Below are 13,800 nucleotides of genomic sequence, written 5' to 3' on the forward strand. Positions count from 1 at the left end.
AACATCGACAATGAAGAAGGTTTTGGTACTCGTATCCATGATTATGATAATTGGTCTATTGGCCGCTTGCGGGCAATCGGCGGACTCCAACCAACCGGCACCGCAAAATACAGCAGGAAACACTACTGAAGGCGCGACGAATGAGGGCGCAGCTCCTGAGAACACCTCGACGGATACGGAGGCTCCGGCACCGGACTTTATCGTGCACGATGCGAATGCAAAAATTGCTTCTTTGTCCATCCATATTACCAGCAACCTGCTTGCTCTTGGCATCACGCCAATCGGTTCGGTGGTAGGCGGCGATGTGAAGGATTTTCTGCCCCATGTCGCGGATCTTCTGAAGGGTGCGACGAAATATGGGACCGTTTCCGATCCGGATATGGAAGCTCTGCTCGCCTCGAAGCCCGATTACATCTATCTCGATGAAGAATATTCAGGCAAGGACGTCTCCAAATTCGAGAAAATTGCCCCGACGATCGTTGTGGATATGAATAAAGGCACATGGCGCGACCATCTGAAGCTCCTTGCCCAGCATGTGGGGAAAGAGAAGGAAGCGGAAGCCTTTATCGAGGATTATGCTGCCAAGGCGGAGCGGGTTCAGACGCTGGTTCATAGTGAGCTCGGCGCGGACGCCAAGGTAATGGCCATTCGCATGACAGCCAAGGAGCTGCGCGTCATGAGCACCGGAAATCCTGTAGGGCCGATTATGTTCGATGATCTGAAGCTGAAGCCGGCGAGCGGCGTGGAGAAAATTGCCGCGGATAAGCCCTTCGAAGTTATTTCCAAAGAGGTCCTTCCGGATTTTGACGCGGATGCGATCTTCGTGATTATCAGCGTCGGAAGCGAAGCGAAGAGCAATTTCGAAGAAATGGAGAAAAATGCGGTGTGGCAAAACCTGAAAGCCGTCAAAAACAAACATGTTTATATCCTTGACGGACAAAGATGGCTGGATTATTCCTCCATGGGTCAAAGCATGGCTCTGGATGACGCCGAGAAACTGTTTGCCAAGTAAACGTCAGCGAGAGCGGGTTTAGGTAAGGTATGGGCTGTCTATTTGGACAGGATCTTATGAAGACTGCCCCTTAAACAAACGAAAGCACCTTCGGAACCACGTATAACGTGGAGACGAGAGTGCTTTTTTTGACCATAAAGGGGCTATAAGTTTCACTTTTTTGCAGTCGGCGAGGAGACAGCAAAGGAATTAATGATACAGCACGATTTTTCCTTCTAGCGTGCTCGATTCTCGAGGCTGAGAGGAGGCAAGCCGGAAATTCCTTGCTGGAGCGGCCGTTCGGGCAATCTGACGCTGTCTTGGCGCGGCAGTACGGTTTTTCCTTCTAGCGTGCTTGATTCCCGAGGTTGAAAGGGATGCAAGCCGGAAATTCCTTGCTGGAGCGGCCGTTCGGGCTATCTGAACGCTGTCTTGGCGCGGCAGCACGGTTTTTCCTTATTGCGTGCTGATTCCCGAGGTTGAGAGGGATGCAAGCCGGAATGATGCCGGAAGCAGCCGGACCGATGCCGAATAGGACCGACACGCCGAAATATTTGTGCAGCCAGTGGGAGAGACGACGCATGACGAGAAGTATAAAGGCAATGAAGTGCGCGAAGCGATGCTGGACGATTTGAAAAAAGCGGGCGTCATTCAATAATTTCTCCGGCAGCTTAATCCCTTCCGGCTTCATAGATCCGGGCAGCTACCAGGCCCGGGTCTGTTTTGGCTGTGGTCAAATGGTCGCCTTGGCCCTTGAGGAGACGGAACAGCCCCAGCCTGCTGGACATATGGGGATGCCAGCCGTACTCGCTGTTCCCTTGAGGCAGCACATTATCCTCCGTAAAGTATACATAGCTTGCCGGGAAATTCTGCGAGTAAAATTTCTTGAGGTCCAGCTTGTCGTAAGAAGGCTTGGCAGGTTCGGGCGCGATGCCGCTGTAAATGCGGCGGGCTGTTTCCAGGCTGGCCAGATTGACGAAGGTTTCGCGAAAGAAGGGAAAGGGAAGCATAATCGTATCGTCCATTGAGCTTTCTCTCAGCTTCCGGAAGACCTCGAGCGCATCGGGCGGAAACTCATCGGCTACCGCTTCTCCGTCTTTGATAATGAAGGCGTTGTAGAAGACCAGCCGCTTGATGCGTTCCGGCATAAGCTGGGCAACGGTTTGGACGACCGAACCGCCAAAGCTGTGTCCCACAAGGACGATATTCTGCAGATCTCTTGACGTGATAAAATCGGCAACGGATCGGGTAATCATCGCATGTGTGACATCTTTATTGGTATCCGGGCCATGACCCGGATTGTCAGGTGTATAAACCGTGTGGCCCATTTTGCGAAGATGCGCGGCAATCCCGTTCCAGAAGCCCGCATCGGCCCAGGCTCCATGAATCAGTACAAAAGTAAGGCGCTGCGCGGACCATTTCTCCTGGTATGCCGCAGAGGGCAGCGATTCGGGAACCGGCGCAGACCACGTCGGCATAGGAGCAAAGGGAAAGCGGGAATTGAGGCGCAAATCGCCGGGATATAGCGGGTAGTATGGATACGGCCAGAAATATGGAGAAACAGGCAGCGGCATCAAGGAATTCCGGTGATAGCCGCCGTACCCTGATGGTACATATCGATTCATAAGCTTTTAATCCCTTCGCGGATAGATGCTTCAATATATGCGGCGATCGCCCAGTCGGTTATTCATATTCTCTTAACGCAGATATTGACTCAAATTACGCTGGAGCATATCCACAACAAGCTCTTGAAGCTGTGTTGGCAGAACAACTTTCACTTCAGGACCGAACTTGAGCAGCTGACGTGCAAGGAACGGCAGCTCCTCGAGAGGCACATCCTCCCGCCACTTGCCTCTATCGGCCACTGTATGAAAAAGCTGTTCGAATTGGGCGAGCCTTGCTCCTTCGGCAGTGAAATGCAGCAGAACCTCAACACCTGGACGATTATCGCTGGAAGCCATCCATTCTGTAAGCGTGGGAAGGCTGTCATCCGTACCGGCAAGCACGGCGGCTTGTTCAATTCGATCAACGCGGTAGAGGAGTATCCGCTCCTTATTCCGGGCAGGCATGTACCAAAGTCCGTTTTCATAGTAGATGCCCAGCGGATACACTTGCGTTTTCTTCCTGCCTGCCCGGGAATGATAGAGAAACTCGATGGATCTCTTGTCCATGGCTGCCTGCAGGAGCACTGTCGTAAACGGGGATGCGGCAGGCGGCCGCTGCTGATTGAAGACAATATGCTTTCTCATCCGATCAATGCCGTCCTGGGTATCGACCGGGAGGCTGGCGTAATACTGCTCCGCCAAATGGGAGCGGGTGGATTCGAACGGGAAATCCGGTATTTTTTCCAGTGCCTGGAGCATCAGGAACAAGCCGAAGGCTTCATTTTGCGTAAGCTGCAGAGGAGGCAGAATCCGGTTCGGCAGGGCGCGGTAGCCACCGTGGGGCCCAACCTCCGTGTAAAGCGGGAAACCCATTTGCTGCAAATGGTCGAGATCCCGCTGAATGGTGCGGACCGATACGTCAAAGCGCTCAGCCAGCTCTCTGGCGGTGAATTTTTTCCGGGAATCGATGATCTGCATCATGGCTATTCTTCTTTTGTTCATTTCCATCACCTAATTACGTCATAATTTGTCGTAGATATACTGTAACATAAATTTCTGAAGGGAGCGATGAAGGATGAATATGAAGGAGGACATGCCGATGAAACCTTTGCATGGTAAAATAGCCGTAGTGGCCGGTTCGACCCGCGGGGCGGGGAGGGCGATCGCGGTGATGCTTGGAGCGGCGGGTGCGACGGTGTATTGCACGGGCCGCAGCGTCAGAGGAAATCCGTCGGACATCAACCGGCCGGAAACGATTCAAGAAACGGCGGAGATGGTGACGGCTGCCGGCGGTACGGGAATTCCCGTTCGGGTGGACCATACCGTGGAGGAAGAAGTGAAGTTATTGTTCGAACGGGTGAAAGCAGAACAAAACGGTGTTCTGGATATTCTCGTTAATGATATCTGGGGCGGGGAAAAGCTGTTTGAATGGAATACGCCCTTCTGGGAGCATTCCTTGTCCAACGGTTTGTTAATGCAGGACCGCGGAGTACGCACGCATATGATTACCAGTTATTATGCCGCACCATTAATGGCTGCGAGAAAACAGGGATTAATCATCGAAGTGACCGATGGGATTGGATATGGGTACCGTGTGAATTTATATTACAGCCTGGCCAAAATCTCGGCTATTCACCTGGCGGCTGCAATGGCTGAAGAGCTTCGTCCCTACCAGGTCACTGCGCTTGCAGTCACCCCCGGATTTCTTCGCTCGGAGCAGATGCTGGAGCATTTTGGGGTACAAGAAGCGAACTGGATGGATGCGGTTAAGCAGGAACCCCATTACGCGGAATCGGAAACGCCGTATCTTCTCGGACAAGGAGTCGCCGCGCTCGCTGCGGACCCTGACGTATCGGAAAAGTCCGGGAAGGTCTTTGGCAGCTGGCAGCTATCCGACGAGTATGGCTTTGTTGATGTGGACGGCAGAAAACCCCATTGGGGGAACTATGCCAAAAAGCACGGCTTTCCTCATACGGAGTAGACTCGAGCCTGGAGCAGCCTGAACGATAAAATTCCATTAACCTTTGCTTATATTTCTGAGGGAAGAAACTAGCGGCTCCACCATAGGACGGCGGAGCCGTTTCTTTTTGACTATATAAAATGTATAGGGTTCACGCCTATAATGTTCTATATGGTTTGAGGGAAGAAACTAACTCAGCCGTCAAGGACGGCTTCAGCGGTTTCTTCTTCTAATTGCAGCACAAACCCTCCAGGCTCCGGGAAGGCCTGTGATAAACCGGAGTCTTCATTTCACTCGACTTTTTTTAAAAAAAAGGTAATACAAGGGGGTTCCATATGAAGGGAAAGCATCCTGTTATCCAATTTGGCGGCTCGAAGGTCGGACTGGGACCGCTGCGTGCGGAGTATATAGAGCTGTATTACAGATGGAACAGGCATTTTGTCCATGACCGGAACATCGACAAACCGGACCCGTTAACGCCGGAGGAGCAGGAGGAAGCCTACCGTGATTTTTCGTCCAATCCGCGTTACATATTCTTCACAATCTATGACAAAGAACCCGCGCTCCCGATCGGAATTGCGTATCTGGAAAGGGAAGATGCTCTCGCGGAGTTTGCTATTATTATTGGCGAAGAACAGCATCAAGGCAGAGGAATTGGTACGGAAGCCGCTCAATTAGTACTGGATTATGCTTTCACGGTATTGGGATTGCGGCAGGTTTCATTAGTCGTGGATGAATCCAATCCCGGGGCTATTCAAGCATACAAGAAAGCAGGCTTCAAAGAGGAAGTTAAACGATCACCAGCTGGGGATGTCGATGGACAAGCGTCCTATCAACTTACGATGAGCTGCCAGGCAGCGGACTTTGTGAGTCCGGTGCTGAAGGATTTGCTCGGGAAACGCAGCTTGGAACCGGAATCTGCGTTTGACGGTAACCATCAGGATTGAGGCTGTTTTGAGGCTGAACCAGAATCGACTCGTACACTCTGGGCAGCTTCGTCGGCGCGGAGCCGAAAATTAGTAGATCTGATATTTTGACTAAATGGGCAAAAATTGTGTTCCCGTGACGCAATACTGCAATCCACAAGAAATCTTGGCACCCTTTGTGAGTGAAAATAGGGAGACAGGATTTTTTTGTTTATCGTAAAGAAGCTTCATGCTTGTGGAAACCGAACCGGTTCGCGGAAAGCACGCAATGACAGGCATGCCCGATAAGTCGGTGATAGAATGAATAACAAAGGGAGGTTATGCGGTTGGATTGGCTGACACGGATGAAAAATGCCCTGGACCTGATGGAGAATAGAATAGAGGAGCCTCTGGGAATCGAAGAAATTGCGAAAGCGGCTTTTTCGTCCCCGTTTCATTTTCAGCGCATGTTTCATATGTTGACGGGAATGACGGTGGCCGAGTATATGCGTAAACGCAAATTGACCATAGCCGCGCAGGAGCTCGCGGTCTCATCCTCGAAGGTAGTGGATGTAGCGCTCAAATACGGCTATGACTCGCCCGAGTCCTTCGCCAAGGCTTTCCGGAAAATTCACGGCATCGCTCCATCGGAGGCACGTAATCCGGGTGTTGTTCTTAAAGCATTTCCCCGCATTTCCTTCCAATTATCACTGAAAGGAGATACGAACGTGGATTATCGCATTGAGGAGAAAGAGGCTTTTGCTGTTGTGGGAAAGTCTGCTGCTGTCACATGCCAGGATAATGAGCATATGCGGCAAATCTCGAGCTTCTGGGAGGAATGTCAACGGGACGGCACCGTTCACAGACTTGCTTCCATGAGTGAGGACGGAATCCTGTTTGGAATTATGACGGGCATGGAAGCGGGTAAAGAGGATTATCATTACATGATTGCCACCAAAGCAGCAGACAGCGCATCACCTGCAGAAGGGTTCACATCGGGGGAAATCCCCGCTTCCACTTGGGCGATATTCGTTTGTGTCGGGCCGGTGCCCGGAGCGATTCAGGATATGTTCGGCCGAATCTATCAAGAGTGGTTTCCGGCCACGGGATATGAACATTCCGGGGCGCCGGAAATGGAGGTATATCTGCCGGGTGATGTGGCTGCAGATGACTACCGCTGCGAGATTTGGACCCCCATTGTGAAAAAATAGGATCGCTTCAGAGCAGCATTACAAGACCAGGGATGGCTTCGGCCTTCCTTGGTCTTTGTTTTTTTCGGCTCAAGCACAGAGAAACAGTATAGAAAAACCATAAAGTCCTATGACAGGGTTCCCAGATCATAACTGGATTGTATTTAGGGAAATCAATCCTTACCTTCTCACTTGCATTAGTGTTATAAAATGGACTCTGTAGGTGAAGATCGAAACAATACAACTGGAATGGAGGATTTACTGATGAACAGCGCCATCGAGATCCGGGGAGCCCGGGAAAACAATTTGAAGGATATTACGCTCCGCATCCCGAAACACAAGCTGGTTGTCCTGACCGGCCCATCCGGTTCAGGCAAATCGACGCTCGCCATGGATACGCTTCAGCGGGAATGCCAGCGGCAGTACATGGAATCGATGGGAATGACTTCGGAAGCCGTGGCCAAGCCGAAGGTCGACGCGATTGTGGGCTTGTCCCCTTCAATCAGCGTTGGGCAGCATGTTACCAACCGGAATCCGCGGTCGACGGTCGGCACGATAACGGATATCCATACGTATCTGCGCGTCATCTACGAGAAGCTGGGCGAACGGCTTTGTCCCCACTGCGGCAGCCGGTTTGTTCCCGGTCCGGAGAGCGGTGCGGCCGGCGCGGCAATCGGGGATGGGGAAGAGGATGAGAGGCAGTCCGCCATTCGCTGCCCCCACTGCGGGGGAGAGACGGAGCGTTTGACGCGCAGGCATTTCTCCTACAACACGCCGGAAGGCGCATGCGAAACATGCGACGGACTCGGTCACACCGTCACACTGAACCTGGAGGCCATCTTCGATGAAGGGAGGAGTCTCAGCGAAGGCTGCGTCACGATCTGGTACGACATGATCACCAAATACAACAGCTCCATCCTGAAGGCGGCTGCCGATTATTACGGTTTTGTATTCGATGCCGACCTTCCGCTCAAAAATTTTGACGTTGTGCAGCGCGATCTGCTGTATTACGGCGTCGAGAGCGAGGCATTCTCCGCTCATTATCCCGGCGTAAAACCGCCCAAGTCGGTTACAGGGGGCAAATTTGAAGGTGTTATTACCGGAATCTGGAGGAGGTACAAGGAGAAAGGCGGCGAATCAGGCGAAGCGGCATTGTTCCGCGAGCAAATATGCGGGGCATGCCAGGGCGCGCGGCTGAAGGAGGAAATCCGCCGGGTAACCGTGGGCGGCGCTTCCATCTCCGATATTTCCGGTTGGGCGCTGCAGGACGCGCTCGTCTGGCTGGACGGACTGATGGGGAGGCTGCAGTCTGATGAAAGGGAGCAGGTGGAAACGCTGCTGCATGATCTGACCGTCCGAACGAAGCGGATCGTCGATGTGGGACTCGGCTATCTTTCGCTCAGCCGCCAGTCGGTGTCACTGTCCGGCGGTGAGGCGCAGCGGCTTCGGCTCGCTTCCATTCTCGGATCGGGTCTTACCGGGGTGCTGTATATTCTCGATGAGCCGACCGCCGGGCTGCATCCCCGCGATACGGCGGGCCTGATTCATGTGCTGAAGCAGCTGCGGGATTTGGGCAATACCGTGCTTGTGATCGAGCATGATATCGAAATGATGCAGGCTGCCGATCATGTGATCGACATGGGGCCGGGCGCTGGCAGCTTTGGCGGGAGCGTCGTTGGGGAAGGGACGCTGCGCGAGCTGATGGACAATCCGGAATCGGTCACGGGCGCTTTCCTGCGGGAAGCGGGAAGCCGGACAGGGCCGCGTGAAAGACGGTCGGGAAACGGCACATTCCTGGATGTCCGCGATGCTTATGAACGGAATCTGAAGCATATCGACGTCAAGTTTCCGCTTGGCTGTCTTGTCGCTGTCACGGGCGTATCCGGCTCTGGCAAATCGACGCTGCTCTTCGATCTCGTGGCTGCGGGCGGACGCGACGAGCAGCAGCGAAGCGGGTGCGGGAGCATCACCGGCTTTGGCGGCATCGGCAATATTGTGACGGTTGACCAGTCGCCGATTGGGCGGATGAGCCGCTCCAATGTTGCGACTTACACCGACGTGTTCACCTCCATGCGCAACCTGTACGCAGGCTTGCCGGAAGCGAAGCGGGCGGGGCTTACTCCCAAGCATTTCTCGTTCAACACGCCGGGCGGACGATGCGAGCATTGCCTCGGGCTTGGTGTCGTGCCGATGGATATGTTCTTCATGCCCGGGCTGGAGGTCCGCTGCCCGGTTTGCCGGGGCAAACGTTTCAAGGAAGAGGTGCTGCGCATCACCAGCAGCGGGCTTTCGATCTCCGATCTGCTGGACATGACCGTCCAGGAGAGCCTGCCGCTGCTTCAGGGCCTGATCAAGATGGACGGACAGATCGCTTTATTGAACGAGGTTGGGCTTGGATATTTGCATTGGGGCCAGTCGGTCCGGACGCTGTCGGGAGGGGAAGGCCAGCGGATCCGGCTCGCCAAGGAGCTGGGCGGCAAAACCAAACGCCACTCGCTGTATTTGCTGGACGAGCCGTCGACCGGACTCCATCCGCGCGATACCCGGCAGCTGCTGGTGCTGCTGAACAAGCTGGTCGACGCCGGCAATACCGTGATCGTCGTAGAGCATAATCTCGATATAATCCGCGAATGCGACTGGGTTGTGGACATCGGCCCCGAAGGCGGAGACGGAGGCGGTGAAGTCGTTGCCTCAGGCACGCCTGAAGCGGTTGGAGCCGTCAGCGCCTCTCATACCGGACGCTTCCTGCGTGAAGCTTTGCTTCAATAACAACTCTTGTAAAGCCCACGTTTCCGGCATCCGACGGAGCGGGGGCTTTATTTTATTGTGAGAGTACGACGAAATGCGGGGCCGGTCGAAGTCTTGTAATTCGGCACCGTCAGCTCCTGCCCTGATAGGCGTGAATTACGAGCATATGGGAAAACCAGTTCTGCTGTTCCGCTGGTCCGCCTTGCCGCTCTTGATTGAACGAAGTTTGGTTAAGCTTTGTTGAAATTCCCTTTTTAAGGAATACTAAAAATAGGAATAGTAAAAGGCGACGTCCGATGGCATTATGTGGGACAAGATCGGTGTGCGCGTTATGTGCGATTTTACGTGCAAACAAGGAAACAGCGAATGTAGCGGCGCTGGAGTAAGGTTTTTCCTTGTTGGAGTCGCCTGGACCAATAGCCTGTGTCGCCAAGACCGGAATTTGGATATACGTTATTAAGTAAGTGAGTGTGCACGAAAAAAAACGGGAGCAGCGGGTTCATTTGCGGTTGTAAACACATGATGTGCTTGTTGGGTTCATCTCTAAGTAGTCCGGCCCATGGCAGGAGCGGATGCAGGGTTTTTTAAGTGGTATTCCAAGCAGTGAGTCAGGAAATATGAAATTTGTTTCAAGCATAGTCCGAATTGAATGGCGCTAAATTTTTCCGTGATGGATTTTGAATTAAAGGCTGTCCACCATTGCAGCGACCGGCAAATGGATAATAACCATAAATCGCGTTTCAGGGGGAATGATGCGGCGTGAACCAACCGACTCTGCTTCAGGATAAAAAACAACGCAATCTGCTGTTCAGCGCAGGCTTGAGCTGGCTGTTTGATGCGATGGATGTGGGCTTGCTTTCGTTTATCGTAGCCGCGCTAAGCGTAGAGTGGCAGCTTGGAGCCCAACAGGTCGGTTTATTGACGGCCATCAATTCCATCGGGATGGCTGCAGGCGCCGCCGTGGCCGGTTCACTGGCGGACCGTTTCGGGCGCAGGACGATTCTGCTGTGGACCCTGCTTATTTTCTCTGCCGCCAGCGGGCTATCCGCACTCGCGACGGGCTTTGTGATGCTTTGTATACTGCGTTTCGTTACAGGCTTCGGGCTTGGCGGGGAGCTTCCGGTAGCCTCGACTTTGGTATCCGAATCGGTTCCCGCAAAGGAAAGAGGAAGAGCTATAGTCCTGCTGGAGAGCTTCTGGGCGGGCGGCTGGATTCTGGCTGCGCTGATATCCTATTTCATCATTCCGGTATACGGCTGGAGAATCGCATTGGTCATCGGCGCTTTGCCCGCGTTGTATGCTCTCTACCTCAGAAGAGCTATTCAGGACTCGCCGCGTTTTTTGGAGCAGCGGCACAGGAAGCTTTCGCTAAAGGAAAGGATGAGCTCCTTATGGTCGCAAAAATACAGAAAATCGACGATTGCGCTCTGGATTTTATGGTTCACTGTCGTCTTTTCCTATTACGGGATATTTCTATGGCTGCCGACAGTTATGGTGCTGAAGGGCTTTGATCTGGTCAAAAGCTTTCAATATGTCCTGATTATTACCCTCGCCCAGCTGCCCGGTTACTTTACAGCCGCTTACTTCATCGAGAAATTCGGACGGAAATTCGTACTCGTTACATACCTGCTGCTGACCGCTGTGAGCGCTGTTTGGTTCAGTAATGCGGATACAACCGGTATGATTCTGGGGGCCGGCATCAGCCTGTCCTTCTTCAATCTCGGGGCATGGGGTGCGATGTATGCCTACACTCCGGAGCTGTATCCGACCTCCGTCCGGGCGACCGGAGTAGGCTTTGCCGCATCCTTCGGACGTATTGGAGGAGTGATCGGCCCTTATCTGGTCGGAATTCTCGTGGCTGGCGGGACTGCCATTACGACGGTATTTATGATATTTTTCATCGCCATTGTCATCGGGGCTCTTGCGATCTTGTTCCTGGGGAAGGAAACGAAGGGGACGGATCCCGATACAGTATAAATTTTGGAGGTCTTTTCGAGGGACGGGGATGTATTCACTTTGAATCATCCTGTTCCAGACTCAATGGGCAGCGAAGCGGAGACTTCGTCGGAAATTTATTCATCATTGCTTCCACAGCAAAATGAGGGCCGACAGGCAGCCCTTATATCCCCTGACGTATGGTCTCCAATGCCCAATCACACCATTGCAGCTCCGTTTGCGCATTTCGTATTTCCCGGTCGAACAGAAAATAAGCGCCTAATACATGCGATCCCGGCTCGCTTCCTTCCTCGGCGAGCCTTGCGCGCTTGATCCTGATCTTCTCCGCTGTTTCTTCCAGCTCCGCCAACCGCTGCTCATACAGCGTGCGCCTTTCCTCCAGCAACCGCACAGCCTGTTCGTCGTCAAACATCCGGATGCTGTACATTTTCAAAGCAAATTCATCGCGGATCACAGGCTCGGCCGTTGGTTCAGCCATCCAATTTTTCAAGACTTCCGAGCCGCTGTCGGTTATAAAGTATATTTTTTTGTCCGGTTTACCGGTCTGCTGCATGGTTTCAAAACGGACATAACCCTTATCCACCAATTTGGCGAGAAGGGGGTAGATCTGACTATGGTCAGCTTTCCAGAAAAGCTTCATTCGCGCTATAAGGTCATACCCGGAGCATGAATCGGTAGAAATCGCGCTGAGCAGGCCATAGGAAAGTGTGTTTATACTCATACATTCATCCCCTAATAAAAATTTTAGCTTGTAAAGGATATGTTAATATTGACATAACAGTAGATATGGAGTTATGATGTTGCCTACAGTTGATTATATGTGAAAATCAACATACTAACAAGGGCGAGGAGAGTATCCGATGCATCAGGAAGAAGGCAGGCAGATCAAGACTACTCCCATTATTTTGGCTATATTTTTTGGCAGTTTTGTCTCTGTCCTGAACGTTAGTACGATCAATATCGTTATTCCGGTGCTGCAGCAGGAATTTGCCGCCGAGCTCAGCGTTGTCCAATGGACGCTGACCGGATTTATGCTTGCAATGGGCACTTTCGCTCCGGTGACGGGATATTTTGGCGAGAGGTTCAGCTATAAACGTTTATTTCTAACCGCGCTCATCGGGATGACGGTTGCGTCCATACTTTGTGCGATATCGTGGAATGCTCCGGTGCTGATTGCTTTCCGAATTCTGCAGGGTGCTTTCTGCGGTGTGGTTATTCCAACCGCCATGGCGATCATTTATCAGATTATCCCGCGGGAAAAACAGCCGGTCGCCATAAGCCTTTGGGCAGCTGCAACGAGTCTTGCTCCGGCAATCGGGCCGACTTTCGCGGGGTGGATGCTCCAGCATTTCACCTGGCAGTGGCTGTTCTGGGTGAACGTGCCGTTCGGACTGATTGCCATCACCATGGTTCTTGTGTTTATACCTTATTACCGGCTTAATGTTCCCAAGAAGCTTGATCTCATCGGACTGATTACGGTCATTATCAGCAGCTCCACTATTCTTGTTGCGTTGTCGCAAGGAAATTCATGGGGTTGGGGCTCGGCGAAGACCTTGCTGCTGCTTGGAGGGGGCCTTGTATTTCTGGTCCTGTTCATCTGGCGCGAGCTTACTGCGCAATCGCCGCTGCTTCAACTGCGTGTACTGAAGAATGCACGGTTCACCTTAACGTCGGCCATTCTGTGCATTACGACGATCAGCTTTTATTCCGGCACGCTGCTAACACCCGTTTTTCTGCAAAATGTACAGAAGGTCACACCGCTTGACACAGGTCTTGTTCTGCTTCCGGCCTCGCTTATGATGGCGGTCATTACGATGTTTACCGGCAAGCTGTACGCCAAAATTGGCCCCCGGGTGCTGTTAATTGTAGGCACCGTGCTGCTCGCAGGCGGCAGTTTGCCGCTCTGCTGGCTCAGCGTCGACATCTCACATGGCTATATTCTGTTCTGGATGATCGTACGCAATGTGGGAGTTTCGCTGATGATCATGCCCGCAAGCAATGCCGGCATGGAGGAGATTCCGCCGGAACTCAGCGGTCACGCATCTTCCATTTCCAACTGGCTGCGCAATGTATTCGGTTCGTTCGCAATTGCGCTGTTTACTTCGCTGCTTTCTTCCCAATCCGGCAAACATGCCTCGGAGCTTGCTGCCGGCGGCACGACCGACAAGCTGCAAATCCCCGGTATGGCTTATACGATGAGTATCGACGACGTCTATCTCATCGCTACCGTGATCGTGCTTGCCGCTCTGCCGCTCAGTTATTTTATCCGGCAAAGCAGGGCCAAGTCGGTATTGAGTCAGAAGAAAGCTGTTCAATCATAAGTTTCATATCATGAAGATAAGGCCGTTCCGATTGAGGAACGGCCTTTATTTTGCGGGATGTCAGGAATACAATAAGGCGATTTCCTTATGAAATTCAACCGGATAGTGAAGGGAAATACTGATTT

Annotated in this window: 11 protein-coding genes; 7 read left to right on the forward strand and 4 right to left on the reverse strand. The window is 52.6% G+C overall.

The genetic code is table 11. The annotated features are described in order from the left end of the window. Nucleotides 1-10: 10 nt before the first annotated feature. The gene (locus AC0YNV_RS03815) at nucleotides 11-1,012 is read left to right on the forward strand and encodes an ABC transporter substrate-binding protein (RefSeq protein ID WP_475765934.1); all 1,002 of its coding nucleotides are present in this window, start codon (nucleotides 11-13) and stop codon (nucleotides 1,010-1,012) included. Nucleotides 1,013-1,337: 325 nt separating this feature from the next. On the opposite strand, the gene AC0YNV_RS03820 is transcribed toward AC0YNV_RS03815, so the two are convergent. From AC0YNV_RS03820 to AC0YNV_RS03830, 3 genes are all read right to left on the reverse strand, one after another. Continuing rightward, nucleotides 1,338-1,682: a hypothetical protein gene (locus AC0YNV_RS03820; protein ID WP_475765936.1), complete on the reverse strand. Its 345-nt coding sequence runs from the start codon at nucleotides 1,680-1,682 to the stop codon at nucleotides 1,338-1,340. Further along, nucleotides 1,663-2,616, reverse strand: a complete 954-nt coding sequence (locus tag AC0YNV_RS03825; protein WP_475765938.1) for an alpha/beta fold hydrolase — start codon at nucleotides 2,614-2,616, stop codon at nucleotides 1,663-1,665. The genes AC0YNV_RS03820 and AC0YNV_RS03825 overlap by 20 nt, the downstream gene beginning before the upstream one ends. 72 nt (nucleotides 2,617-2,688) lie before the next feature. Further along, nucleotides 2,689-3,597 carry a helix-turn-helix transcriptional regulator gene (locus AC0YNV_RS03830; RefSeq protein WP_475765940.1) on the reverse strand — a complete coding sequence of 303 codons (909 nt, stop codon included), beginning with the start codon at nucleotides 3,595-3,597 and terminating at the stop codon, nucleotides 2,689-2,691. 97 nt (nucleotides 3,598-3,694) lie between these two features. On the opposite strand from AC0YNV_RS03830, the gene AC0YNV_RS03835 reads away from it, so the two are divergent. The 5 genes from AC0YNV_RS03835 (at nucleotide 3,695) to AC0YNV_RS03855 (ending at nucleotide 11,375) form a co-directional block, all read left to right on the forward strand. Continuing rightward, nucleotides 3,695-4,576, forward strand: a complete 882-nt coding sequence (locus AC0YNV_RS03835) for an SDR family oxidoreductase (protein WP_210044007.1) — start codon at nucleotides 3,695-3,697, stop codon at nucleotides 4,574-4,576. Between the two features lie 314 nt (nucleotides 4,577-4,890). Next, entirely contained in the window at nucleotides 4,891-5,502 is a 612-nt protein-coding gene (locus AC0YNV_RS03840) for a GNAT family N-acetyltransferase (protein ID WP_475765942.1), read from the forward strand. A gap of 299 nt (nucleotides 5,503-5,801) precedes the next feature. Further along, nucleotides 5,802-6,671, forward strand: coding sequence for an AraC family transcriptional regulator (locus AC0YNV_RS03845; protein ID WP_475765943.1), 870 nt, complete (start codon nucleotides 5,802-5,804; stop codon nucleotides 6,669-6,671). A gap of 243 nt (nucleotides 6,672-6,914) precedes the next feature. After that, nucleotides 6,915-9,419 (forward strand): excinuclease ABC subunit UvrA, encoded by a 2,505-nt coding sequence (uvrA, locus tag AC0YNV_RS03850; RefSeq protein ID WP_475765945.1) that lies wholly within the window; start codon nucleotides 6,915-6,917, stop codon nucleotides 9,417-9,419. A 738-nt stretch (nucleotides 9,420-10,157) separates the two neighbouring features. Continuing rightward, entirely contained in the window at nucleotides 10,158-11,375 is a 1,218-nt protein-coding gene (locus AC0YNV_RS03855) for an MFS transporter (RefSeq protein WP_475765947.1), read from the forward strand. Nucleotides 11,376-11,517: 142 nt separating this feature from the next. Here AC0YNV_RS03855 and AC0YNV_RS03860 read toward each other — a convergent pair whose 3' ends face one another. After that, a complete protein-coding gene (locus tag AC0YNV_RS03860; RefSeq protein ID WP_475765949.1) occupies nucleotides 11,518-12,075 on the reverse strand; it encodes a PadR family transcriptional regulator in 558 nt (185 codons plus the stop codon). 139 nt (nucleotides 12,076-12,214) lie between these two features. Between AC0YNV_RS03860 and AC0YNV_RS03865 the strand changes: the two genes are divergently transcribed. Next, entirely contained in the window at nucleotides 12,215-13,675 is a 1,461-nt protein-coding gene (locus tag AC0YNV_RS03865; RefSeq protein WP_475765951.1) for an MDR family MFS transporter, read from the forward strand. Nucleotides 13,676-13,800: the final 125 nt, after the last annotated feature.

It is taken from the genome of Paenibacillus sp. JT31N11 (genome assembly GCF_056269285.1).